We start from the raw sequence: 26976 nt of genomic DNA, 5'->3' as shown, positions 1-26976 counted from the left end.
CGATGAATGATTATATCGACCTTTACTGTGAGCGACTCATTCCTGGTTTATGGAGGGAGCCACTGAATGCTATTTCCAATGTGTCTTTCATTATTGCAGCATGGGCTATTTGGCAATTAGCTCAGCGACACCACAAAATATTCCTTGGTATTTGGATACTGATTGCTTTAGCCACCAGTATTGGTATCGGAAGTTTCCTGTTTCATACATTTGCAACGCGATGGGCAAATTTACTAGATGTGATTCCTATTCTGCTCTTTCAGCTTTGTTTTATCTGGCTTTACAGTCGTCGGGTAGTTAGGATGAATTCAGGATATGCAGGAGTATTACTTGCAGCATTCTTTTTTTTTAGCGATTTTAGCAAGCAATTTATAAATCTTCTCAATGGTTCTCTTTCGTATGCTCCTGCATTTTTGGTTTTGCTCGGACTAGGACTGTATCACTATCGACAGCAAAAGCGCGAACCATTCATTCTATTAGCAGCAACAGGTGTCTTCCTATTAGCCCTTGCATTCCGTACTATCGATCGGGCAATTTGCCCTTTCTTTTCAACAGGGACTCATTTCCTCTGGCATCTTTGTAATGGTGTTTTGCTGTACCTGTCAGCAAGAAGCCTGCTCTTAAATTGATCAGAGCGAGTAAAAAATTAAAACTCAAAGTAATAGAGCGCGCCTACTCACTCTCAGGTTCCTACGATCGCATACCACAAACTCACCATCAGGCACAAACTCGCTAAATGCTGTGGAATCAAAGATTTAATCGAGCGGTTGGCAATTTTTTGAGTCACAAATATTGTGATTAATAATGATACAATCAAAGTTAAACCTTGCAAGAAGCTAATCACCGCTGGATCGCCGATAAAACTCGGTAAATCGTCTCTAATTTGTCCGAAAGTGGCAAAAGTTACAGGAATCACTCGCCCGCCTTCCTGCAAACCCAATCGCCAATAGTGAGCCAAACTACCGCCCCAGACAAGCGGTAAATAACCGTAGGCGAGGGAGACAAATGATAGCGGTTTATAGCTTGTAAATGGGATGCTTTCTGCTTGTCCCAATCGATAAATTGCCTGCATGACGGCGTAAGCTACTAGGGGAATCATTGGCGGGATAATTAACACCGCGAGCGAGAGTCCTAAATGAGGGATAAATTGGTCTAAATTGATGCCTAGCCCTAATAAATCATTTATCTCCGGCAAGCGATGGAGATAGATACCGCTTAGTAATAAAAATAACAGGGCGACTTCATAACTGTGGGGAACATGGGTCGTCCATAATTCGATTCCTGGAGGGCGCAGATTTAATTCAACCGATCGATGGGGACAGGCTTTTAAGCAAGTCATGCACAATACGCAATCTTTATTATCAGTTAATTGGGCGGGATGGGAATAAATCGGACACCCATTAGTAGTTAATCCTTCCCCCAAGGCGGGACCGCCTTTATAACATTGGTACGTGCTGCATTCCGCCGCGCAGGTTCCTTGTTGGGCGCGCAGTTCGATAATTGAGAGTTTAGCAAATAATCCATTCATGCCTCCGATCGGGCATAAATAACGACACCAAAATCGTCGCTCGAAGATTAGGGAAAAAATTACCGCTCCGGCGGTGATGAGCAACAACAAACAACTGGATAAATAGGCGGTATTTTCTAAATTCCACAACTCTTCCCACAGAAATATCAGGGTAAATAGTCCAAATAGAAACCAACCGCCCCATTTTTCTGCTTGTTTGCGGGGCCATTGATTGAGCGTTCGAGGGAAAATTTTCAGCGATAGTTTTTGGACGATTTCCCCATAAATCATAAAGGGGCAAAAAGCGCACCACAATCGTCCGATGATGGGGAATAATAATAAAATTAACGGCCACCACCACGCCCAAAAGATATTTAGGGCAAAATTATGTTGTCGATCTTGGGGAGCAACAAACAGGATAATTACCACCAATGCAAACACCCAGGTGGTAAACCAATAATTCACGCGATCGGGATACCAATCGCTCCGTAAAAATTGCCGAAATTTTGGATAAATATTTAATAAATTCAGCCGAAACTTTTGTTTCTTCGCCTGGGCCCAAAACACTTCTTCCGTTAATACCCGACTCCCCTGTGCTTGAACTAAAGCGCGATCGACCATTCCCTGCAATTCCTGCAAATTACCTGGAAAATCGTAGGCTTGTAAGCGGCGAATTGCTTCCCGTGTGACTTGGGGCTTGACTAATTTCTTTTTGCGACCAATGATATTGAGATAATAGTTGACTTGTGCCTCTAAATCTGCTTTTCGCACCCGCAAGGATGGGACTTTAATCTTGTGTTGTGTCAGCTTATCTAGCTTGGGCTGCACAATTTCTGAGATTAAAATTATCCGGGCATTAGTAGAACGCGGTGGCCGCGGTATTTGTCCTTCCTTGACAACTGGCGTATAGGTTCCCTCGGTTAATAATTGCTGAATTTGGGGGCATAATTGAGCGGGTAATTCTTGCACGTCATTTAAAATTAACGTCCCTTCTCCCAACCATTCCAATAACCCCGGTTTGCCGCCCAACCGCCCGAATAATTCCGCTCCATTGCTCTGAAGTAAAGCACTTTTAATCTGAATAATTGGCTCGTTGCGGCGATGGGAACCGAAATGAATTAAAGCAGCTAAATTATCCTTTTCTAAACCCGGTTCGCCAGAGATTAATACCGATCGGCTGTCACTCGATGCCGTGCGAATTTGTTGGCGCAATTTCACTGCATAACGACTATTGCCAATGACTCCCCGTCTTGCCCTAGGTACTAGATAGCTGCGGAGGGCATTTTGACGCTCGCGTTCGTAGGCGATTTCTGCTTCTAACTGTTCTAATTTCGCTGCCAAGCGTTCAGCGTAGGCTTCGGTAATGCGTGGATATCTTTTTAGCAAACTGTACCAGCGATCGGCACTAATTACCCAAAATTGACACTCTGTCCGAGCAATAATTCGACTATCCGCAGGTTGCGATCGTTGAAGGGCCGATAAATTGACGATCGCCCCCGGCAACAAACTACTCGCCCACATTAATCCCGGTTGTTTGCTGCGGTAGCGATCGGCTTGTCCTCGTTCTAGGATATAGAGATTAGTGACGGGGGTATCTTCTATTACCACTCGAAATCCAGGGGGAAAAGTTGTCATCTCCATTTCACCCGCGATCGCTTGTAAAATCTCGCGGGATAATATGCCTAATTCGGTACTCTTTTCGAGCCAGTTAACTAATGTTTCGGTAGACATCGCTTAGCGTCGGCGAAAGCCGAATCGTGGTGGTTGGTGTAGGATATATATTTTTGTGCTACATCAATATTAACTGCTGGGAACGACTAGCATTTTGAGTTTGAGTGTGGTGTTAATTTTCTGTCTTCAGCATACCCGATCGACACTCCCCGCTCTAATATATTTTTTCTGCACGTCCTCCTGCAATCTGCACATTAAAAGTGATTCCGGATCGCCGAGGCTGCCATCCGAGTTGCACCGCTTGGCGTATCCATTGTGCTGTATCAGAGGGTGTTACTGGTTTCACTTTGTTAGTTGGAGTCAAACCTTGAGGATGAGGTCGATCGGTGAGGATAACTAACACCGAACCCCGTTTTTCAGAGTGTTCGACAGCAACATGAAGATTTCCGCAATCGTAGTATGCTTGTGTATAAGTAGCTTGTCTTCGGATGAGCCAGATGAAAGGCTCCCGATCAACAATTATTTTTCTTGTTCCTTTTTTTGGTATTGACATAGTTTGCTAAAGTCGATCGCCTTTACAATCTGGATCGGTTCTGGGTTGTGAATTTAGCTTGGCTGTGAGAGGATGTATCAAAAATATGTATTTATGAAACTAAAAATTTTGACGGGACTCCTGACAGGGTTAGTTGTTTCTGCCAGCACAACAGCGCTTTTTTGTCAACCCAGCCGTGCGGGAAATCATAGCTTTTTGTGCAACGGTACTCTCAAATATATTAGCACTGGGATTCTGAACGGAGAACAAGTTTTCAATCAGGGGATTCCGATTAATACCAGTTTGAGATTATTAGCATCAGCTCAAGTGGATGTAGGGGTAAAGATTCCCAGTGCGTCTGCGGCGGCTGCGCCCAAAGCTGAAGATTTATTTATTCAGGGTGAGGAAAAGTATGAAAAAGGAGATTATCAAGGCGCTATAGCCGCTTACACTCAAGCACTTGCCCTCAATCCTAATTATGCCGAAGCCTACAACAGCCGGGGAAATGCCCGCTATACTTTAGGAGACAATAAGGGTGCTGTAGCCGATTTCAACGAAGCTTTGCGAATTAATCCTAACTATGTAGAAGCCTACACCAGCCGGGGGAATGCCCGCGATGACTCAGGAGACAGCCAAGGTGCACTCGCCGATTACAACGCAGCTTTACGAATTAATCCCAACGATTCCTCAGCCTACTACAACCGGGGAGTTACCCGCTATCGTTTGGGAGACAACCAGGGTGCTGTAGCCGATTACACCGAAGCTTTGCGAATTAATCCTAACTATGCCTCTGCATACAACAACCGGGGAATACTGCGCTCTAAATTAGGAGACAACCAGGGTGCTGTAGCGGATTTCAACGAAGCTTTACGAATTAATCCTAACTTATTCCAAGCCTATGCCAACCGAGGAATTGCTCGCTCTGAGTTAGGAGACAACCAGGGTGCAATTCTCGATTTCAACGAAGTTTTACGAATTAATCCTAACGATGCTTTTGCTTACTACCACCGGGGGAGTATCCGTTCTGTTTCAGGAGACAACAAGGGTGCTATAGCCGATTTTAACGAAGCTTTACGAATTAATCCTAACTTATTCCAAGCCTACGGCAACCGTGGACTTGCACGCTCTGAGTTAGGAGACAAGCAAGGTGCGCTCCTCGATTTCAACGAAGTTTTACGAATTAATCCTAACGATGCTCTTGCTTACTACCACCGGGGGATTATCCGTTATTTATCAGAAGACAATCAGGGTGCTGTAGCCGATTTTAACGAAGCTTTGCGAATCAATCCTAACTCTGCCGAAGCGTACACGAATCGGGGAAATGCTCGCGATGATTTAGGAGACAGCCAGGGTGCACTTGCTGATTACGATCGAGCTTTGCAAATTAATCCTAACTTGGCCGATGCCTACTTAAACCGGGGCGTTAGCCGCTTTCGTTTAGGAGACACGCAAAGTGCTGTAGCCGATTACACCGCAGCTTTGCGAATCAATCCTAACTTAGCCCTTGCCTACTTGAGCCGGGGAATTGCCCGCGATAAAGGGGGAGACAAGCCCGGGGCGATGCAAGACTTTCAGAAAGCAGCAGACTTATTTCAGCAGCAAGGTGATAAAGATAACTATGAAAAAGCCATTAACAATCTGAGGAAACTGCAATAAACTGCAAAAACTCCCCAAAGGTCGATCGCACTACTAAGCGCTAAAAAATAGAATAATTATAACCCAAACCTCTTTTTTAAGAAGTCTGAGTCATAATTAAAGTTTATCACAATCAGATAATTTAATTGTTTATCTGATTTTCATTACTTTCTATAGGTCGGGTGAATGAGTTATGTAAATCCCAGAAAACTCCTAAAATAAAATTTAATAAAAAATGGGAAGAAAAATAGTTCGCATTTCTCCTTAAAAGCACGCACATTTTATCTCATTTTTCCTATCTAAATTGATTTTTAACTCTCAAAAAATTCGTTGAGTTTGAGGTTGTATCTTTTTAGATTTACAAAAAAATAGATGGTAATTTGGCGTTCGAGTTATTAATTAGACCGAGTTCAGAGCGACATAAGCCGCTCCTACTGCTATCGGATTTCTATTTTATATATTTCGCACTGCCCCCCCTGCGATCGCCGTTAAAATTGCCACGCCAAAAGCCAGCCTGTACCACACAAACACCCACGTATTTTGAGTTTGCAGGAACTTCATCAGCCACGCGATCGACAAATAAGAAAACACAAATGCCGAAATCGTTCCAACTATCAAAGCTGCAACTCCAGCATCGCCGATTTCTTCTCCTAAAGCACCCTTCAATTCCACTAATCCAGCGATAGTAATTGCCGGGATTCCCAATAAAAAAGAAAACCGCGCGGCGGCGGATCTTTCCAATCCCATAAACAATCCTGCTGTTAGGGTAGAACCCGATCGCGAACAGCCCGGAATCAAGGCTATTGCTTGAGCTAATCCCATAAAAATGCCGTCTGAGACAGTTAACTTTTCATAAGTGCGATTGCGCTTGCCAGTTTTTTCTGCTATTGCTAACAGCAGCGACATGACGATCGAAGCAATGGCGATGCTGGCCAAACTCCTGAGCGGCGAGCGATCGAAATCTGGAACCAATGCCTTGATTAGCAGCCCAAAAAAGACTATAGGTATTGTTCCCAAAACAATTCCCAGCGCTATTTGAAAATCTTGCGATTTGTAGTCGCGGCGCACCACGGCATCTACAGCACCCAAAGTGATAGTTGTCAAGTCTTTCCAGAAATACCAAAGCACTGCCACAATACTGCCTAACTGAATTACAGCAGTATAAGCAACCCCCGGATCGCCCCATCCCAGGGCGATCGGCACTACCTTCAAATGAGCGGTGCTGCTGATGGGCAAAAACTCTGTTAATCCTTGTACAATTCCTAAAACAATCGCCTGCAACAGATTGATTTGAGTGGGCCCGGAAACATCAGCAGCGGGCGTTTGAGCCAGGAGTGCGTCAAGCAAAGATATCATTAGTTGTGAATTCCCAGTTGTCAGTTTCTAGTTATCAATTGGATTTAAGATTTTGCACCCTTGTGGGAAGCTAGAAGCCCATCCCACAAATAAATTTTATTGTGGGGTGGGAACTCCGACTGCGCCCCTGAAAAGCCGATTGCAAATGGTGTTCTTCGGTCAGTAGAATTGTCTTGTCGATCGCCACTATCCGCAATTTACGATAGTCGAGCCGAAACTACTTTAACCTACTCACCAACCTTTGCATACATTTTGCTGATAAACTTAGGAAAGTTTTTGCATCTGATTTCGCTTTCCTTACAGCAACTGCCAACAACCTATGATATTTCCTGAGAACAAAAATTCACTTGTTACTGCTGCTTCTGGCATCCGCTTGCTGAGGCGAATTTTGTCAGCCAGTCTTTTAACAGTGGCGATCGCACTTAGCTTCATACTGGTAAGCGGCACTGCGCCAGCTTTAGCAACTCTTACCGACGATCGCTATGACGGCACTATCTATGCCCTCTACGCCGGTAACGGTTCCCTAGTTCCTCCTAAAGTCAAGCTGGCAGATTCTTTCAAACGCAATAAACCCGTATTGTTAGTGTTTTACACTGATGACAGCAGCGACTCCAAACAATACGCGATCGTCGTCTCCCAACTCCAGGAATTTTACGGCCGCGAAGCCGATTTTATGCCCGTAACCATTGACTCTTTGCCTCCGCAACCGTCACCAAAGCTCACCGAACCGAGCCATTATTACGAAGGTTTCGTACCTCAAACTGTTATCCTCGACCAATCGGGAAAAGTAGTTTTTAACGAAAAAGGACAAATACCGTTTGAACAGGTAGACGATGCCTTTCGGAAAGTATTTGACTTGCTGCCTAGAGAAAAATCAATCCCCCTCAAACGCCGCGTCGTGAACGAACTTAACGTGGAATTATCGAAGTAATAGGTAATGGCTAATTGCTAGTCGCTATAGCAATTTTCAAGGATGCCTTAACAGAGTTTTTTGTCTTAGATTGGGTAAGGTGCGCAATGCGCACCCTACATTTATCGTGACACTAATTGGATTGACAAAGTGACAGCAGAAGATAGAAGGTAGAATTAAAAATTAAGCTACGGGTAAGGGCACGGCAATGCCGTGTCCTACGGATTAAAGGCAAAATAGATGTAAACAGTTTAAACTTTAAACAATGAGTAGAACCTTAATTCCTGTGATTCTGGCCGGCGGTAAAGGCGAACGTTTCTGGCCACTGAGTCGCAAGCAGCGGCCCAAGCAGTTTTTGAGTCTCGACGGTAGCGGCAAGAGTTTGCTGCAAGCAACTGCCGATCGACTATTAACATTAGGTAACGGTTGGGACGATTTGTGGGTGGTAACGTCGGAAATGTTGGCGGCGGGAGTCCGCGAACAGTTGCCGCTGCTGCCTCCTGAGAATTTGCTGGCGGAACCGGAGGGCCGCGATACTGCGCCGGCGGTGGCCTGGACGGCTATAGAAACTGCGAAGCGTTACGGTGAGGATGCGGTTGTCGGGTTTTTCCCGGCGGATCACTGGATTGGAGAACCGGAGGAGTTTGTCAAGACTTTGGAGGCGGCGGCCGAGTTGGCGAAAAATCAGGATGCGATCGCCACTTTGGGAGTAAAACCGAGTTATGCTTCCACCGGTTACGGCTACATCGAACAAGGCGAGGAAATCGGCAGTTTTGGGGGTTTTCCGGCCTATCGGGTGGCAAGGTTTACGGAAAAGCCCGATCGCACAACTGCTGAACAATTTGTAGCCAGCGGCAAGTTTAGTTGGAACGGCGGAATTTTTGTCTTTCGAGTCGGAACAGTCTTGACAGAATTGCGAAGTTATGTACCGGAAATGATGGCAGCTTTAGAAGCAAAAGGCGCGCAGGCTTACTCGGAATTACCCAAAATTAGCATCGATTACGCGCTGATGGAGAAGACGCAAAAGGCTTGTGTTCTGCCCGTAGGCTTTAGCTGGGACGATTTGGGAGATTGGAATGCGATCGGCCGTTTGCTGCAAGGAGACAAACCGAATGTGGAGTTAGCAAAACACGTCGGAATTGACACCAAAGGCGGCATTTTTTATGCAGCCGATGAGAATGAGGTGATTGTCACTATTGGTTTAGAAGATGTGGTAGTTGTCAGAGATGGCAATGTGACTTTGATTGTGAAAAAGGACAGGACGCAGGAGATTAAACAGGTAATTAAGGTGTTGGGAGAAGATGAGAAATTGAAAGATTTGTTGTGATGTAAGTAGTACACAGATTGGGCAGGCGAATACAAAGGATTAATCACTCTTTATCCAGACATTCGTTTCTTAATCTGTGTTATACTTTACTATTCTACTTTTGTTGTTCGCACTTCCACTATTTAGCAAATTATATCCTATCAATCCTGCTATTAAATAGGCTCCATATCCTACGGCTGCTATTAGTCCAACTAACCTTAAAACTAATGCTAATCCCCAGGCATAATCGTCGGTACACATACTTCCACTTCCTCAAATGAGGGGCTTCCTGCAAAGGGCTGTCTTATTATAAAAAAATCTCTATCAATTACGGGGATTTCTTTTAACAAACTACTATTGAGTATCCCAGTAATGTTCCTGTTAGCTACAGTGAATAGTATTGCTTGAGACTTGCGATTAAATAAAATCCCAATCAAGTGGGAACAATTGCGATCTCCCATTTAGGCAGGATGGAGGAGCGAGGCCAGAAGCGGAGGTACTGTTCTAGTTCCTGAGATGGACCTTAATCCCCTTTTCATAGAAGTCTCGTTTGCGACTTCCCGTTAAGTTTTGGGCTGCATCGAGGAATCTCGCGAATCATTGCATCAGTAAGCATCTTCTGGCTTTTTTGCGATCTATCTAAAGAGGAGAGGCAATCGCCAATGGTGGCATTGCCTCTCCTCTATTCTGCCTGGGACTTTATTTTTTCCCAAGTCCCCAACCGCGTAAACGCGCTTTACGCCCACCTCCCCTCGCACGCTGACGGGGTTGCTGGAACAAGGCTTTGCTCATACACCGCGCTCAAGGCGCTGCAAGAGGGCATCAAAGGCTTTCTGGTTTAATCCGGTCATCGCCCGTAGGAATCGGTCAAGGTGAGCGTGTACGTTCGATGTGGAGCATTCCCCTCACCCTGTCTCGTTCTTCCTATTCTCTCCTATTTCCCAACAAGTCTATAAATTGAAGTGATTGATTTCATAAAAAAGAACATTTGCTCTTATGAGTGGAGCTTGAGTAAAGTAAAGCCATCAAAGAAAAACGCCAGCGAACATTAACCAGTCAGCTTCAACTAGACATTCACCCGTGAGGTTTGCCATGAAATCCACTCAATCCAAAAGCGTTAACGCAAAAATGAAAACCGCCAGCCATCAAATGCCTTTACAGCTTACCCCTCAAAAACCAGAGCAAAAAGCCTTAACTCGCGGACAGCATTTAGCAGATACCCTAGCAGCGAAAGTGGGTTCGTGGCCATTTTTGATTGGACAGACAGTAGTCCTCGCCGGGTGGGTGGGCGCGAACCTGACACCGGGCCTTCCTCACTGGGATCAGCAGCCCTTCATCCTGCTCAACTTAGTATTCTCCTTTGCCTCTGCTTACACTGCACCGATTGTATTAATGAGTCAAAACCGCCAGTCGGATGCCGAACGCGAACAAAATCTCTACAATCACCAAGTTAATCTCAAAGCCGCTCACGATGTGGTACTACTGCACGAAAAGATCGATCGATTAAGCGACCACATTCCTGACTTAATGGAAAAGCTCAATCAGCAACAGCCATCTGTCAGTCCCATCAAAGTGATGGTGATGCCAGCCCCCGTTAAGGCAATTACCGAAGGTAATGAAGCAGCTAAGCCGTCTGCTTCCGATCGGAAGCAGAAGCCAGAGTTTTCCATACTACTTCCCCAAGTATTTAACTCAAAATTTGACTCATCTAAATATGCAGAAGTGATACCAATTTTACTTCCCACTCAAAAGCCATCAACACATTCGGTATCGGCGTTAACCTATTTCAAGCTGTGACAATCGACGTTACTAATCAGTGAATGAGATCGTCAGTCTAGCCAATCTGTTCAGTAACATTTTTAACCAAACAAAGCTCAACATCAATTAATCTCCGGCACTATTCCAGCCATACTAGCATCACAATTTAGGCAGTTAGATATGAACCCATCCATTACCGCTATTTCAACAGGTATAACAGCTTTCACCGCCACAAATTTAGATGATATTGTCATCTTGCTGCTGTTTTTCTCCCAAGTCAATGCTGTTTTTCGACGGCAACACATTGTTACAGGACAATATCTTGGGTTCGCAGCACTGGTGCTGCTTAGTCTTCCTAGCTTCTTTGGCTGTATGATGGTGCCGCGCCCTTGGGTAGGGATGTTGGGGTTAGTACCAATTGCCATTGGAGTCAGCCGCCTGCTAAATCGAGATACAGAGGCAGATGATGAAAATACAGCTACAGATTCACCTCAATTCCCTATTTTTGCTAGTCTTTTATCGCCACAAACTTATAGCGTAGCTGCGGTGACATTTGCTAATGGAGGTGATAATGTGGGGATTTATGTCCCGTTGTTTGCCAACTGCACTTGGGATAGCCTGCTAGTGATTCTGAGCGTCTTTTTCTTGCTAGTGGGTGTCTGGTGTTATGCGGCCTATCAACTAACTCGCACGAGCGCGATCGCGACCCTACTTGTCCGCTACGGCAATTCCCTTGTTCCCTTCGTTCTAATGGGTCTGGGTACGCTGATCCTGCTCGATAGCCATACTCTAGAGAATCGCAGTTTAACGGTAGTTACTTTAGCTATCAGTTGCTTGTGGCTGCTGATATTGCTTAAAGACAGTTATCAATCGTTAGAGACTGCACCTAAAGTCGAAAAATTTTAGGCAAGCTAGGGTTCAAGTTTCCTCCACTTTGCTGAAGTTGGAAAATAATTTATAATTTCAGCAAAGTGGAGGGGTTTTCTAAGAACAAACTCTGATTTATTACACAAAGGACAACAAAAATGAGCAAGTTTTTCAAAGTAATTCTAGTGGCTTTAGTGCTTTTCGTAAACTTAGCTGTAGCTCAGCCTTCTTGGGCCGGCAAGGATTTCACAAAAGGGGCTGACTATGCGGAAGTCACACAGGAATTGAATCAACTTTTGTCAGCTCAGAGCGATCCTTCGACTGCGGGTTATACGCCTGAACAGTACCAACAGCGATTGGCAGAATTGCAAATGCAGAAGTACGTGATCGAAACTGCTAAAAAGCGGGCTCAGTGTCGTAATGAAACCGGACAAACGCTGGCAGTTTATGCGAATAAGCCGAAAAAATCGCCGACGCAACTTTATTTCCTGGCAGCCGGTGAGATTACAGATGATGATTGGGATTGCGATGGTATTTACTTGCCAGCAGGGGCTCAAGCTACTTTAGGCCCGGCGACTCAGCCACTTTCTTTGGCTGAACCGGTTGCTATTAAGGTTGTAGATGGTACGCAGCTAGTTGCTACAACGAGTGCCGCAACGGGTGGTATTCAATTGAATGTTGCCCCTGCTAAAGTTTTTAAAGCGGGTGAGACAACTTGGGCCCTGCCCTCGTTTTCTCAGGCCCAGATTAATGCACAAGTTCCTACGCCGCAACTGATTGATTAATGCTTCTTTAGGAACGGTTAATAGTTAAGGACTTGGGAAAAAATAAAGTCCCAGGCCTAATAGAGGATAGGCAATCGCCAATGGTTGCATTGCCTATCCTCTAAAGCTCAGAAAAAAGCCAGAAGATGCTCAGTGATGCAATCATTCGCGGCATTCCTTGATGCAGCCCAAAACTTAACGGGAAGTCGCAAGCGGTCAACTCGGCTGCAAATATGACGTGGAAGGGACTCAAACCAATTGTACATTTGCTAGAAACGACCTATGAAAAGGGGATTAAGGTTCCATCTCAGGAACTAGAACAGTACCTCCGCTTCTGGCCTCGCTCCTCCATCCTGCCTAAATGGGAGATCGCAATTGTTCCCATTTGATTGGGATTTTATTTAATCGCCAGTCCTTTTCTGGTAAAAATACTTTAGGCTGTGTCTCAATAAACTTATTCGACTCTGCGGAATAGACATAGGGCAACATCTTTTCAAAATATTTTATCACTAGGGGATGCAAAATTTTTTTTGCCTTCAGTTCTGTAGACAATCCTGGGCTACTTCGATTTCTTCTAAGTTTAAGTGGCAAAGGATTTCAGCTACATAAGCTAAAAACAAAGAAGAAAGATATTCATCAGCAACCTGTATCAGATTATCAAATGCTGTAAGAGTGCAATCTTTGTAAATCTCTTGACCTTTGTTAAACCCCAAAACAGCCTGGACTGGATTGCAAACGCTCTGCGGTTATCATAATTTTTGATTGTAAAGGCATTTTGTGCAGATTTGAGAGCCGCACGGAAATCAGCATACAAACTCAGGTCTATTTTATGCTCAATTCCCTTCAAGCGTTGTTAAATTTCTTATAACCGCTTTAGTACGACAATAAATCCTATACATGAGACAGCTAAAGTGAGGATACTGGCAACTGAACCACACAGAGGTAGTAGGGTTGATACTTGAGAAAGATTAGAGTTTACTTCACGCAACATAGCAACTATTTCAGGCGGCTGCTTCTGTGCATCCCGAATCACACCGCCAACTCGTACATACTTCCCACTTTCTAAACCTTGATTAGTCCAGTCAGGAATTGTAAATGTTACATCAACTGCACTAATCTTTTTGATTCTTTCCTAAATCTGAATATTTACTTTATTTATATAATTAAAATTATTGACGTAAAAATTTTAATTATAAAAATATTATGTCTGCTTAAAATGTATATGACTATGAGGAGTAATGCCAAAGCCAACATCCCAAAATTCGTGAAGCGAAGCTATCCCGTAGGGAATCGCACCGTTTCCCCCAAGTTATTCCTCAAGATACTGGTCAGCTTGGTTAACAGCCCTATCCTAGTAGTTATATTGCCCTTAAACCCGATCGACCCGGAGGCCCCTTGTTTAGGCTAGTTCAAAACACTTCTGGCAAAGGAGAAATTCTAGAGGTCGTCTTCCGCAACGGTTGGGACTACCTGAAACGCGTGCTTGTCGCAGAAAAAACGCGATCGCGGGCGAGGGCCCAACCCCATCACCCTTTTTTGGCACACTATATGTAGTGTGCCGGAGGAAGTCCTGTAATTCAAAAAAATTGTTGTACTCAAAATTCATAACTCTCTGTATAACGGGCCAGCTTATGAGCGCAAAATTTTCCGATAGCGAGCTTCAATTACCGAGTAGATGCCATAGGCAATTAAACCCAAAGGTACTATACCCAAAATCACTGGACTAAAAGGCTGTTGTCCCAGAATTGCCAACACATCGCCCAATCCCTTCGCTTGACTGGCATCTGATAGCCTTGCTGCTTGAATAAAGAAAATACCGATTATAACGAAAACAATCCCGCGGGCAGCAATGCCAAATCGACCCAACCGTGTCGCCCAAGTTAGCTCGTTTTGGCTCATTTCATCTAGCTTGAAATGGCGGCGAAATTTTGCTTTATATGCTTGGTAGAAATAAGAAAAACCTACACCAATAACAATTGATCCCGCCAATCCTACCAGCCATTGTCCAAATGGTTGCGCTAAAAGTTGGGCTGTCAAATCTTCGGTTGTATCCTTTTTGCCACCGCCCGAACCCATTATCAGTTTTACAGCCGTTAAAGCCAAACCTGCGTAAGCTAAAGCACTGAAGGCGTAGCCAATGCGTTGGGCAATTCGCTTGGCATCCATTTTTTGTCCTTGGTGTTCTGGGTCGAGAATTGTCTGAACCATACGCCAAAGGAAATAACCAATAATGCCAATCGTTACAAGAAATAGCAGAAATTTACCGAACGGTTGGTTAACAATTGCTGATAATGCACCGCTAGTATCGGTTGTTCTGCCGCCCGTACTAAAGACTGCTTGTGCTGCCAGAAAACCGACAATAAAGTAAACTATGCCTTTGGAAGCATATCCCAATCTTGCCAGTCGCTCAAACCAGGGATGAGAAGCTGTCCGTCGAATTGACTGTTCAATGCTGTCGGTGGGTGAGTTGCGCGGTTTCATACTTTTTGAGAATTTAGTTGTTAACGACTGCTGCCACAGGCAATAGTGCATTCTTTTCCAGTTAACTGAGTTGTTAAACAATAATTTATGTTATTATTTATTAACTTAAAGATTAGCTTGTTTAGAAAATTTTAAAATCTGTCTTGAGCGGGAGTGTCAACGGTTGATTGATTGATAAGTTTCCCCTTTTTTGGGCTTGACAAATATAGCTTTATGGACTAGGCTAAAATAGCTTCGCTGATGCAGCAGTATGCCAGCGGTCTAGTATATCTTTAATTAAAACTTCTTTAACCCAAGTTGAATAACAATTAGAATTGGCAGCGCTAAAAATACTCCCAAAAAACCAAATAAAAATCCGAATGCTGTCAATAGAGCTAAGGTGTAAGCGGGAAGCAAAGATACCTGCTTTTTCATAATGATAGCTGTGAGAAAATTCCCTTCAAGACTTTGTAAGAATGGATGCGCCCCCGTGCGGCAGTTGGGAATCAAGCATCTATCGCCAATCGTCCGAGCGATCGCACTTAACTCAAAGCAATATCATAAGTTTTTCCTCAACCATCTTCCATCAGGTGGATATTTTTTTATGGCATTAGACAGATGGCAAAGTTTGGCTAGTTAGATTAAATAGAGATAGAAGCAAGATTGTGAAATGTTGAACAAGGACAATATACCTTTTACCTAAGTCTATTTTTAAGATTCTCAATTGCCATTGTCGCAAGAAGTTGATGGTTCAGAACCTGGAGGATATTAGGAAAATGGAATCAACCACAACGGCAGTGGCTGTGTTGAGTTCAACCTTTTATTTACCGGAAATTCCCCAAATCAGTTCCAAAACATCAGGCATCCTGCCTGTGCTGAACTGAGTTTTCAGGAGAAGTCTAATAGCTAACCACAAGGTGGCCGCTTGCGCCAGGAAGACAAGCAGAATCTCTTTCTTGCCTCGTTTGTTTTGACGATCCATTCAGCAATAAGGTGTATATAATGAATCAACCAGAATCCTTGTCGCAACCGCTGACGAATACCGAATTCGTCGCAACTTTTCGCTTGTTCAGTCGAGTTAGCTTCTGGATACAGTTATTCTTAGGTGCTGTTTCCGGCATTGTTTTAGTATTTGCTATGTTGGGTCGCAACATGAGCGAACAAACCAATAATAATGCAGGTATTGGTTTCGGGGTGTTTTTAGCGATACTCGGCCTTTTATTGCTGTGCTTTAGGATTTTTTGGGATTTTCGCTATAGGCTTTTAGGTAGACTTTTGCACGCCGAAAATTCCCAGGTATATCCCAGCAAAGAACATATTACTCACACCTTACGGATTGGATTAATTTCGAGTTTGGTGGGGGTATTAATTGCGTTTGTCGCTTCTGAAGAAACAGTTGCTGTAGTCCTAGCAAAAACTCTCAGTCAACCGCAAGCGATGGCAGCTTATGCGCCAGAAAATGTGATTCGTTCCCTAGATATTTTTGTGACAATGGCAAACGTCAATCTGATTGGGGCTCACTTTTTTGGCGCGGTTACTTCTCTTGGGTTACTCAATTGGGTAGAGGATTAGTTGGCAGCATTAGCGATCGCTAAAGGCAAACACAGATCCTATGTACTCAGGATTGACAATAGCTGACCGATTTAACTAAGGTTTGTGGTTGCACTGTCTTGGGGAAAGAGAGCGAAGACAGCGCAGCTACAAGCTAAATAAGTTTGCTATTCGGATGAACATCTCATCGGAAATTGGCAGCGACGCTCCAGAAAGTCAGACGTGGATAGCTGGTAGGCGAGCCAAAAACTAAGGGCAATGATTGATAATTTGGGAAAAATTTATTATTATAATTAAAAAAAATCTGCTGGTAGATGATACAAAAAAAGCATAAAAATATAAACGGATTGAAAAATTACAGTAGACAAAATCATAACTGAAATCAGGGAAAATCCTCAAAGTTTATAATTTCCCGGGTGATAAAAAAGTGATAATTTTTCCGCGTTACTGCTTATACCAACTTTGCCGGAATAGATGGCAACTGATGACTTAAATCAAAGTGAAACAACTGATGTAAGAAAAGTTTGTAGTCAACGTTGGAAAATCCAAAACACTCCTCGCAAACTCAAACAATTACCAGGTATTGAACCTTGTCGTCGTAAAGCCAGGATTCAAACAAGTCACATCGCCTGTGTAATTTTAGTCTAAATTTTCATAAAAACAGCGCATTTAATGGGAAAAAATATCTACCATTTAAAGAGTTAATTACTGTCCGAATACCTCAAAAATGAAGTTAAATATCCAGTGATAAGTTGAGCAGTTGTTTAAGAGGAAATCGGGGAATTTTTTGATTCTGTAAATTTTTTATTGTACGGACGATCGCGCTTGTCGGAGAGAAAACGCGATCGCTCTTTTTCGGCACAGTATATGTAGTGTGCGTGCGTAATTCCTGTGTATATTACGATGAGGAGTAACGCCAAAGCCAAAAACCGCCCCCACACCCCAAAATTCGTGAAGCGAAGCTATCCCGTAGGGAATCGCACCCTTTCGCCCAAGTTATTCCCCAAGACACTGGTCAGCCCGGTCAACAGCGCTATCCTAGTAGTTATATAGCCCTTAAACCCGATCGACCCGGAGGCCCCTTGTTCAGCCTAGTTCAAAACACTTCTCGCAAAGGAGAAATTCTAGAGGTCGTCTTCCGCAACGGTTGGGACTACATGAAAAGCCTCCTAACCGGCCGCAAAACCGACGCACCCAGTCTCCCAACTCCAGCAGTTCTCCGCAACATCCTCGTCGAATTAGGCCCAGTATTTGTCAAATTGGGACAATTGCTGAGTACCCGTCCCGACCTTTTACCGGCCACCTACATCGAAATCCTCTCCACGCTACAAGCGGAAGTGCCGCCTGTACCGTGGTCGCAAGTAGAAGCAATCGTCCGCCAGGAACTCACACAATCTCTCGAAAATACCTTCGCCAAATTTAACACCGAAGCCATCGCCGCAGGTTCGATCGCCCAAACCCACAAAGCTACTTTAAAAGACGGCCGCGAAGTCGCCCTCAAAGTTCAGCGCCCCGGTATTGAGATTGTCATCGAACAAGACATCGCCGTGCTCCGAGGTTTAGCAGAACTTGTCATGCTCACAGACTTCGGTCAACAATACGATATTGTCGCCTTAGCAGAAGAATTTGCGATCGCCCTGCGTGCAGAACTAGACTTCATTCAAGAAGCCAGCTACACAGACGAACTGCGCCGCAATTTATCTAAAAGTAAATGGTTTGACCCCACACAAGTTGTCTTACCAGAAATTAACTGGGAGTTGACCACAAAAAAACTCTTAGTAATGGAGTGGCTGAACGGAGTCCCGATTTTGTTAGGCGATTTGCAAGGAATTCGCCACCAAGGAGATATAAATGCCGAACGCGAAGAAATTACAACGCTGCTTTGCCGCGTTTTCTTCCAGCAGTTGTACATCGACGGATTCTTTCACGCAGACCCGCATCCCGGCAATTTATTTTATCTCAAAGATGGCCGGATAGCCCTGCTAGACTGCGGCATGGTCGGCAGATTAGACCCGCGAACTCAGCAAAATTTGACAGAAATGTTGCTGGCAATTGTCGATTTAGATGCTCAGCGCTGCGCTCAATTAACTTTGGAAATGGCAGAATTTGCTCAGCCGACAAGTTTAGTTAATCTAGAGAACGATTTAGCTCGAATGCTGCGTAAGTATTACAATGTGAGCTTGTCGCAAATGAACTTGTCGGAAATTTTTTATGAGGTGCTGGAAATCACCCGCAAAAATAAAATTCGACTGCCCAGCAATCTCGGTTTGTATGCAAAAACTCTAGCTAATTTGGAAGGACTGGCGCGCTCTTTTAATCCCCGATTTAATATTGTAGAGCAGGTCAAACCGCTGATGACCGATATGTTTCGGCGTCAGTTATTAGGAGATGATCCAATCCAAGCTCTGTTGAGAACTGCCCTGGATCTGAAAAGCTTATCTTTGCAATCTCCGCGACAGGTGGAAGTGCTTTTAGACCGGGTTACTTCGGAAACTTTGAAGTGGAACTTGACACTAAAAGAACTCGATCCGCTACGCCGCACTCTAGGGGATTCTGCGAACCGACTTTCTTTTAGTATTGTCGTGGGTTCGCTGATTGTGGGGGCGGCAATTATTTCTTCTAACGCACAAACTCCTCAGCTATCTTTTCTGAGCACTGGTTTGTTTGGGGCGGCGAGTTTTTTGGGTTTGTGGTTAGTTATTAGCATTATGCGATCCGGCCGTTTGCGGAGTTAATTGTACAATATCGCTATGTGTTGTAGAACGGGCCGGGAAGCCTCTTCTTGAGAATGGTGGAGGATGTAGAATATAGCCAACAAGTGCAACAACCGCATAAAGGTAGGCTATGTCACAGCATGATTCTTCTCTCCCAAAGTCGGCAATTAGAGACAACCGCCACCGCGGCACTGTGGGCGATTTTTTGAAAGCCAAGGTTGAGGAAAACTCAACCTTGTCAATTGTTTCTGCTTACTTTACAATTTATGCTTTTGATGCTTTAAAGGAACAACTTCTAAGTATTAAAAGCTTGAAATTTCTCTTTGGCGAACCGCGCTTCATCAAGTCCCTTGACCCCAGTAAAACGGATAAAAAGGCTTTCCAAATAGAGGATGAGGGCTTGCAGCTACAAAATCGGTTGGAGCAAAAGCGGGTTGCAAAAGAATGTGCAGAATGGATTGAAAAAAAAGTACAGATACGGTCGGTAAAGCAATCTAATTTACTGCACGGCAAAATGTATCACATTGCTCATAAGGGAACTGAAAATGCTATTATGGGCAGTTCTAATTTTACCGTGCGGGGACTGGGATTAGGTACAAAATATAACAATATTGAACTCAATCTAGAAGTAGATAGTAAACGCGATACCCGCGACCTTAAAGCCTGGTTTGATGAACTCTGGAATGATGCCGAACTCATCGAAGATGTCAAACAAGATGTGCTGCTGTACCTAGAGCAACTTTACCAGAATAATACTCCTGAGTTTATCTACTACAAAACTCTGTTTCATATCTTCGAGACTTTTCTAGATGACCTAGAAAAAAGCGATATTCTCAGCGAACAGCTACACCTATTTGATACAGAAATCTGGAAAGCTCTATTTGAATTTCAAAAAGACGGAGTTAAGGCAGCCATCAATAAAATCCGACGATATAACGGGTGTATTATTGCTGACAGCGTTGGTTTAGGTAAAACATTTGAAGCTCTAGCGGTTATTAAATATTTTGAACTTCGCAATGAAAAAGTTTTGGTTCTGTGTCCCAAAAAACTCCGCGAGAATTGGACTGTATATCTAGCACAGAACAATAGCGATATCAATCCTTTGGTTAAAGACCGCTTTAGCTATACAGTCCTATCTCACACCGACTTGAGTCGCGATTCCGGTTGGTCTGGAGACATTAATTTAGAAACCATTAATTGGGGTAACTATGACTTGGTAGTTATTGACGAATCCCACAATTTCCGCAACAACATCAAGAGTAAACGGGACGAATTTGGCAATCTAATTAGAAAGAGTCGTTACGAAAGGTTGATGGATGATATTATCAAGAGCGGTGTCAAGACTCAGGTGCTACTCTTATCAGCAACTCCGGTTAACAATGATTTAAAGGATTTGCGGAATCAACTTTATTTTATCACAGAAGGTGGGGACGCTGCCTTTAGCGAATCGCTGGGAATTGCCAGTCTGCGCGATACACTAGCTGATGCTCAGGGGAAATTTACCAAGTGGGCAAAGAAAAGTCGCGATCGCAAAACTAGCGAATTGCTGGAAGAACTTAGTTCTGCTTTTTTCAAACTGCTTGACGAATTGACGATCGCACGATCGCGCAAGCACATTCAAAAATACTATAAAGATGCGATCGCCCAATTAGGCGGCTTTCCAGAACGGCTCAAACCCATCTCGGTATTTCCTGAGATTGACCGAGAGGGTGAGTTCATGTCCTACGAACAGCTTAACAGCGAAATTTCTAAGTATCAACTCTCCCTGTTCAACCCTTCAAAATATGTCCTGTCGCCATACCGTTCTGTGTATGAAAATAAAGGAGTGCGAAATTTCAAACAGAGCGATCGCGAACGCTGTTTGATCGGCATGATGAAAGTCAATTTCCTTAAACGCTTAGAAAGTTCCATCCATTCGTTTGCGCTGACAATGGAGCGCACAATTACCAAAATTGAAGAGCTAGAGAAAAAAATTAAAAATTTTAAGCAGTTGCAGCAATCTCACGCTAACCAGACAGTAACTTTCAGCGATTGGATGATTGAAGACTGGGACGATGAAGAGTTGCAAGATGCCATGCAAGTAGGTCAGAAGTTGATATTTCAAATGGCGCACCTCGATGTCGAAACCTGGTTAAAAGACCTGAAAAACGACAAGGAACAGCTTAAAAAAATTTACAATTCTGCCCAAAGCATTTCTGTTGAACGCGATGCCAAGCTGGCTGAGTTAAAAGAACTGATCGCGGAGAAAGTTAAGCATCCTACAACTAACAAGCATGGCAAACCAAATCGCAAGGTTTTAGTCTTTACTGCCTTTGCAGATACGGCAGTCTATCTCTACGAAGGATTGCGGGAATGGGCAACAGTAGAATTGAAAATTAACTTAGCTTTGGTGACTGGCGGATCGGCGGCCAATAAGACTACTTTTGGCAAAAACGACTTCAATCACGTCCTGACAAACTTTTCGCCTTTCGCCAAGAAACGCGCTCAAATTCCATCTATGCAGCAAGACGGCGAGATTGATTTATTAATTGCCACAGATTGTATTTCCGAAGGCCAAAATTTACAAGATTGTGATTATCTGATTAACTACGACATACACTGGAACCCAGTCCGAATTATCCAGCGGTTCGGTAGGTGCGATCGCATTGGCAGCCCCAACCACACGGTACAATTAATCAATTTTTGGCCGACAGAGGATTTGGATCAATACATCAATCTGAAAAATCGAGTAGAAGCACGGATGGCTTTAGCGGACATGGCTGGTACATTTGAAGATAACCTGCTGGAGGCAAAGGAAATTCAAGAACTGATTGAGAGTGATTTGAAATACCGCGACAAGCAGTTGCTGCGATTGAAAGATGAGGTGCTGGATCTCGAAGATTTCACGGAGAGTGTAGCCCTAACGGAATTCACTCTCGATGATTTCCGAATGGAACTAGCCAAATACATTGAGAGCAACCGCAAACTACTCCAAGATGCCCCTTTAGGACTCTATGCAGTAGTTCCAACTAACTCGGAGTACCCAATAATTGCTCCCGGCGTCATTTTTTGCCTCAAACAAAAAGGCGATTGTCTTGATAATAAAACCGTCAACCCGCTGCAACCATACTTTTTAGTTTACGTCCGAGAAAATAAGGAAGTGCGATTAACTTTTGCTCAACCCAAACAAATACTTGAAATATACCAGTTGCTGTGTGCGGGGCGTACTGTTCCCTATGAACAGTTGTGCAACTTGTTCGATAGACAAACTAATAACGGATTTGATATGAGTTTGTATAACGATTTGCTTAAGCGGGCGGTTGATTCAATTGCAGGTATTTACAACAAGCGGCTCATCGGAAATTTGCTGTCTAGCCGCCGTGCTGTGTTGGTTGAACAAGCACATCAGGTTAAATCAACAACGGATTTTGAACTGATTACCTGGCTGGTGATTAAATGAGCGTCAGCGAACAACAAGCCAAAGCATCTATTAATGAAGCTTTAAGTAGTTTTGCCAAGGGAAAACTAGCGGATAATGCCCGTAATTTATTCTTTACTCTTGGCTACCGAAGTGACAGAACGAGTCAATTTTCTCCCAATACTTCGGATAACTTTATTGCGAGTTTTGACATAGATCACAAGCTAAATTCCCAAAAAGCTCTCTTAGAGGAATGGCTGTCGGTTGATTTTCTCTTCCAGTTTACGGGGACAGAAATTGCCGATAATGACCAGTTTGTCGAATTTGATACTAGCAGTGGTGAGAGTGCCTTTTTTACTTCGTACTTGTTTTTCGCGATCGCACTGCGGAGGAGCGCGTAAACTATAGAACAACTTGACGGCATTATCCGCGAGATTAATAAAATTTTACGGATGCCCGCGATCGTTCTTTTTCAGCATGGAGAAACTCTGACTTTATCCCTGATCAACCGCCGCCAACACAAACGCAATGAATCTGAAGATGTATTAGGAAAAGTCAAACATCTTAAAGATATCCCATTCGCCAGTCCGACCAACTCTCATTTAAAAATGCTCTTCGAGATTTTCTTAGCACAGTTGCATAAAAATCACGGCTTTAGCAACTTTGACGAATTTCATGAAGCTTGGCATAAAACCATTCCTGACAGCATAAAATTTAAAGAAGACCGTATACCGTCCGATTCGCTTCGGGTTTACCTGCAAGAAATCGGTCGAATTCCCATGCTCAAAGCTGACGAAGAGATTGAATTAGCTCGAAAAATTGCTGAGTTAGAATTAGAGGGCAGCCGAAAAGCGAAAGACAAAATGGTAGAGTCTAACTTGCGGCTGGTAGTCTCAATTGCTAAAAAATATCAAAATAGAGGGCTGGATTTCTTAGACTTGATTCAGGAGGGAAATCTCGGTTTAATCAGGGCTGTAGAAAAGTTTGATTGCACGAAGGGCTACAGGTTTTCCACCTACGCATATTGGTGGATTCGTCAGGAAATTACGCGGGCGATTTACAACCATTCCCGTACCATCCGACTACCTGTTCACTTGTGGGGCAAAATTACTAAAAAGTTGCCCTTGGTTATTCAATCGGATAAACCGATCATTTCCTTAGATACTCCAATGGGTGAGGACGAAGATTGTACATTGGGAGAGTTGATTGAATTCGATGGGGAAACACCAGAAGATTACATTTTCAACATTAACAGGCTGCGAGACATAGAAAGAGTTTTAAACACCCTCAGTTCGCGCGAACGTGAGGTTATGCGGATGCGATTCGGCTTGGATGACGGCTGTGAGAAAAGTCTACAGGAAATCGGCAATATATTTGATGTTACCCGCGAACGGATTCGGCAAATTGAGGGTGAGGCTTTGAAAAAGTTGCGATCGCAGCGTCGCAGCACATTGCTAGAAGATTATATTCGGCCGACAGCAATTGACCAAACTCACACAAAAAGATTGATCGCCCAACCGATGCAGCCCAGACTGTTCAACATTTCAGAAAACTTGTCTCGCAGCCATTGCGACACTTTCTTACAAGAGCCTGTAGGTGAGAAAATAGTTGAGATAGCTAATATGCCCGAACCATTAATTCCTTCTAACAATTTCATAGAAGAATCAAATATACAACAAACAATATTGGCTGAGACTTATCTGTCGAGGGCCGAGGGAAGTGAAAAAAATCTGAATTATGCAAATTTGAATGAGCATAATTTCCACATTGCCGAACTGAGAGAAAATAACTTGAATGGAGTGATTAAACCGATGGAACACAATTCAGCAGACTTACTGAAACAACTCACCGCACTAGAAGATGTTTTTTCCCAACTGGAAGCACGGCTGTCAGAGGCGAGTGGAAAGTTGCTTTACCCTGGTATACCTATATCTCAAAAGCTGATTCAAGAACTTGACGAGTCCCGGGAAAAATTTATTCAGCTTCGCGACAAGGTGCTAGAACTGGCTGAATATTTGGCAGTATCGACAACGCTGAAAGTTGAGGAAATGGGTTCTTTAGCAGATCTCAAGTCTGTACTTGAGCGTGTTGATTTGGCAGAGAAGCAAAAAAGTGCGATCGCTCTTGTCCGCGACTCTGCTTTGAGGGTTCTGGAACGAATTTTAGCGATCGCCCATCGAGTAGAGAGCAATTTTCAGTCATTGTTGGAATGTCAGGAAAAAGCCCGCGAACTTCAACGCGCTATCTCCGAATCGCAGGAGTCTGACTTGCATCCCGACACCCAACTCTTGGCTGACGGCAATCATCCTTTCTCCAAACTGCTAACACTAATTGCAGAATTGGAAGAAGCAGATGAAGAGCGTTTGGCTTCCTTACACGATGCGGTAGCCGAATCATTTGGAAAAACTCTGGCGATGGCAGCAGTGAGAGGAAAATTTATTATTCAGGCGGAAGCAATACCAGATTTACCTGCTATAGCTGTCGGAAATCACGAGGCTACGGGGCCAATAGGCGATATCCTGACGGCTAAGGAAAATATAAATATGCTGGTTCAGGGGCAATCGCTTCCTGAACCAGAGGAGAAGAAAGATGCCTTTAAAGACTTCTTTGAGAATAAGTACGCTGCGATCGAAAATGTGCTTGAGCATCCACAAAAAAAGCAAGAGTTAATTACAAACATTTCCAAAGGGAAAAGTATCGCAAAAATTCAGAGGCCGCAGGGAGCCAAAGCCCAAAAAGCCGCTGATATGCCCAAAACTTGCTTTGTAGCCAAGGGAAAGCATCAAGAAATCACAGAGAAAGATGCTCGCCAAATTCTAAGCAACCTCGGTATTAACATAGAATCTGTTAAAGTCAAAAAATGAGCACAATATACCTGGATTGACGTTAATGCTGAGCCGATATTTGACCAAAATCGCTGTCCTGTACCTGCCTATGGTTCAGCCGCGAATCGGCATTAGTTAGAGGGAATTGGTCAAACCTGCTGCAAGACTTGTATAGCAGATCTCTGACTTAAGATAGGCGATCGCCCGCAGCAGCTAAGTCTAAGCTAGAAATTGTTCCATAAACCTAATTGAGGAAAAAAAGATGAGTAGCGGTCACGCCAGCCATAAAGGCTCTTCCACAAAACCCAATACCAACACTAACGGTCAAATTACATCCCCTGCCGACCAACCCGCTGACCCGCTAAATCAAGAAACATCCGGTTATCCGTTCCATAATGAAGCAATGGAAAATCCTGTAGCCACCGCCCGGCCCGACGAAGAGGCTGAGTCTGGCGAAGAACAGCAATAGTTATATCGATTAAATTGTCATCGATATGCTATCTGCGGCGCGGTTGATTAGAGGTTTGATAAAAATTAGGTTTGTACTAATTACATCTTGCACCTGTCCCCAGAGTCCGCCAGCGAGTTCAATCTCTGGTGGACTATTTGGGCAGGTTCAGTAGTACCTCACAGCTTCAGAACAAAGGACTAAAGTCCTTACTACAAAACTATTTAACCTAAAATTTAACTTAGGAATTATTGATAAATGAGCGAGATTAACCAACTATTTCAAAAGGACAAATTGCCGGAATTCGGGTTAGTCTGCATTACAACATCCGATGCAGTGCGCTTTCGCACTGTCACCCGGAAGCGACTTTTACAGCTTTCGGAAGCTGAACAAGAAACAGTATTGCGCGAGCTTTATACAGACAACTTAAAACGACTTGACAAAGCGATCGACTTCTGTGCAGCTAATCAGATTAAGCTCTACCGCATGACTTCTGCACTGTTCCCTTTTGCAGATACAGATTTGGGGGAAGCAGTGCTGCACTCAATGACTGAGGAATTGCGGAATACGGGCGATCGCGCTCTTTCTTTGGGCATCCGCTTGGTACTCCACCCGGATCAATTTGTCGTCCTCAGTTCCGACAAGCTTTCTGTGGTTGAAAACAGCATTAAAATTCTCGCCACTCATGCTTTAATTTTAGATATATTGGGACAGCCCCGATCGCCCCAGGCACTGATGAACATTCACGGCGGCAAGAGCGATCGCACTTCGCAGCTCAAATCAGTCATCCGCGACTTGCCAGAATCCATTCGATCGCGCTTAACCTTTGAAAATGACGAATACGCTTACAGTTCCTCGGAAATTTTAGAAGTTTGTCTCGATACCGGCGTACCAATGGTTTTTGACGCCCACCACCACGTCATTCACGAACATTTAGAAACTTACGACGATCCCAGCGTTGCCGAAATGCTCGCAGCAGCCCGCACAACTTGGTCTGTTCCTGAATTGCAATTAGTACACATATCGAATGGAAAAGATTTTTTTGCCGATCCGCGCCACAGCGATTTAATTACAGAAATGCCTAATTGCTATTATCAGGCTCCTTGGATTGAAGTAGAAGCTAAATTTAAAGAATTAGCTATTGAAAAGTTGCGCGCCGAATGGTTGTCTGCGAATGTTCCACAATTTAGCAATGTCTCGTAGATACTGTCTTGACCTGTCAAGGGGTAGCAGTCAAATAATTGGGGTCGAAAGGCTTTTGGGATTTTAAAATCC

The 26976-nt window shown here is 43.8% G+C and carries 18 protein-coding genes and 1 pseudogene; 14 read left to right on the top strand and 5 right to left on the bottom strand.

Going from position 1 to position 26976, the window contains the following annotated elements; genetic code table 11:
• Nucleotides 1-2 precede the first annotated feature (2 nt).
• Nucleotides 3-629: a ceramidase domain-containing protein gene (locus tag QUB30_RS26250; protein ID WP_333339617.1), complete on the top strand. Its 627-nt coding sequence runs from the start codon at nt 3-5 to the stop codon at nt 627-629.
• Between the two features lie 53 nt (nt 630-682).
• On the opposite strand, the gene QUB30_RS26245 is transcribed toward QUB30_RS26250, so the two are convergent.
• Together QUB30_RS26245 and QUB30_RS26240 are read right to left on the bottom strand one after the other, a co-directional pair.
• Nucleotides 683-3238: a sigma 54-interacting transcriptional regulator gene (locus tag QUB30_RS26245; RefSeq protein ID WP_333339614.1), complete on the bottom strand. Its 2556-nt coding sequence runs from the start codon at nt 3236-3238 to the stop codon at nt 683-685.
• A 154-nt stretch (nt 3239-3392) separates the two neighbouring features.
• Complete coding sequence (locus QUB30_RS26240; protein ID WP_333339610.1) at nt 3393-3731, bottom strand: hypothetical protein; 339 nt, start codon at nt 3729-3731, stop codon at nt 3393-3395.
• A 93-nt stretch (nt 3732-3824) separates the two neighbouring features.
• Here QUB30_RS26240 and QUB30_RS26235 point away from each other — a divergent pair, with 93 nt between their 5' ends.
• Nucleotides 3825-5366, top strand: coding sequence for a tetratricopeptide repeat protein (locus QUB30_RS26235; protein WP_333339607.1), 1542 nt, complete (start codon nt 3825-3827; stop codon nt 5364-5366).
• Nucleotides 5367-5798: 432 nt separating this feature from the next.
• Here the strand turns inward: QUB30_RS26235 and QUB30_RS26230 are convergent, their stop codons facing one another.
• Entirely contained in the window at nt 5799-6701 is a 903-nt protein-coding gene (locus QUB30_RS26230) for an undecaprenyl-diphosphate phosphatase (protein WP_333339604.1), read from the bottom strand.
• A gap of 319 nt (nt 6702-7020) precedes the next feature.
• Here QUB30_RS26230 and QUB30_RS26225 point away from each other — a divergent pair, with 319 nt between their 5' ends.
• The 5 genes from QUB30_RS26225 to QUB30_RS26205 all read left to right on the top strand — a co-directional run bounded on the left by QUB30_RS26225 (nt 7021) and on the right by QUB30_RS26205 (nt 12327).
• On the top strand, nt 7021-7632 hold the full coding sequence (locus tag QUB30_RS26225) for a thylakoid membrane photosystem I accumulation factor (protein ID WP_333339601.1): 612 nt from the start codon (nt 7021-7023) through the stop codon (nt 7630-7632).
• Between the two features lie 244 nt (nt 7633-7876).
• Complete coding sequence (locus QUB30_RS26220) at nt 7877-8938, top strand: mannose-1-phosphate guanylyltransferase (protein WP_333339597.1); 1062 nt, start codon at nt 7877-7879, stop codon at nt 8936-8938.
• A 1071-nt stretch (nt 8939-10009) separates the two neighbouring features.
• Nucleotides 10010-10714, top strand: a complete 705-nt coding sequence (locus tag QUB30_RS26215) for a DUF1003 domain-containing protein (protein ID WP_333339594.1) — start codon at nt 10010-10012, stop codon at nt 10712-10714.
• Between the two features lie 141 nt (nt 10715-10855).
• Entirely contained in the window at nt 10856-11581 is a 726-nt protein-coding gene (locus tag QUB30_RS26210) for a cadmium resistance transporter (RefSeq protein WP_333339591.1), read from the top strand.
• A 119-nt stretch (nt 11582-11700) separates the two neighbouring features.
• Nucleotides 11701-12327: a hypothetical protein gene (locus QUB30_RS26205; RefSeq protein ID WP_333241185.1), complete on the top strand. Its 627-nt coding sequence runs from the start codon at nt 11701-11703 to the stop codon at nt 12325-12327.
• 1608 nt (nt 12328-13935) lie between these two features.
• Here the strand turns inward: QUB30_RS26205 and QUB30_RS26200 are convergent.
• Entirely contained in the window at nt 13936-14787 is an 852-nt protein-coding gene (locus tag QUB30_RS26200; protein WP_333339587.1) for a DUF1206 domain-containing protein, read from the bottom strand.
• Between the two features lie 276 nt (nt 14788-15063).
• Nucleotides 15064-15201 (bottom strand): hypothetical protein, encoded by a 138-nt coding sequence (locus QUB30_RS26195; protein ID WP_333339584.1) that lies wholly within the window; start codon nt 15199-15201, stop codon nt 15064-15066.
• Nucleotides 15202-15768: 567 nt separating this feature from the next.
• On the opposite strand from QUB30_RS26195, the gene QUB30_RS26190 reads away from it, so the two are divergent.
• The 7 genes and pseudogenes from QUB30_RS26190 (at nt 15769) to uvsE (ending at nt 26904) form a co-directional block, all read left to right on the top strand.
• Complete coding sequence (locus QUB30_RS26190; RefSeq protein ID WP_333339582.1) at nt 15769-16338, top strand: DUF3611 family protein; 570 nt, start codon at nt 15769-15771, stop codon at nt 16336-16338.
• 1061 nt (nt 16339-17399) lie between these two features.
• The gene (locus tag QUB30_RS26185) at nt 17400-19052 is read left to right on the top strand and encodes an AarF/ABC1/UbiB kinase family protein (protein WP_333339580.1); all 1653 of its coding nucleotides are present in this window, start codon (nt 17400-17402) and stop codon (nt 19050-19052) included.
• A 109-nt stretch (nt 19053-19161) separates the two neighbouring features.
• Nucleotides 19162-22470: a helicase-related protein gene (locus tag QUB30_RS26180; RefSeq protein ID WP_333339577.1), complete on the top strand. Its 3309-nt coding sequence runs from the start codon at nt 19162-19164 to the stop codon at nt 22468-22470.
• The gene (locus QUB30_RS26175; RefSeq protein ID WP_333339574.1) at nt 22467-22829 is read left to right on the top strand and encodes a hypothetical protein; all 363 of its coding nucleotides are present in this window, start codon (nt 22467-22469) and stop codon (nt 22827-22829) included. The genes QUB30_RS26180 and QUB30_RS26175 overlap by 4 nt, the downstream gene beginning before the upstream one ends.
• Before the next feature lie 315 nt (nt 22830-23144).
• Nucleotides 23145-23900: pseudogene (locus QUB30_RS26170) on the top strand (sigma-70 family RNA polymerase sigma factor); the annotation flags it as partial.
• Between the two features lie 1615 nt (nt 23901-25515).
• On the top strand, nt 25516-25722 hold the full coding sequence (locus QUB30_RS26165) for a hypothetical protein (protein ID WP_190661448.1): 207 nt from the start codon (nt 25516-25518) through the stop codon (nt 25720-25722).
• Nucleotides 25723-25959: 237 nt separating this feature from the next.
• On the top strand, nt 25960-26904 hold the full coding sequence (gene uvsE / locus QUB30_RS26160) for a UV DNA damage repair endonuclease UvsE (protein WP_333339572.1): 945 nt from the start codon (nt 25960-25962) through the stop codon (nt 26902-26904).
• Nucleotides 26905-26976: the final 72 nt, after the last annotated feature.

The sequence above is a fragment of the Microcoleus sp. BROC3 genome (genome assembly GCF_036702515.1).
GTDB lineage: Bacteria > Cyanobacteriota > Cyanobacteriia > Cyanobacteriales > Microcoleaceae > Microcoleus.
The sequence above is the reverse complement of the archived record's forward strand: the minus strand, read 5'-3'. Positions and strand labels throughout refer to the sequence as shown.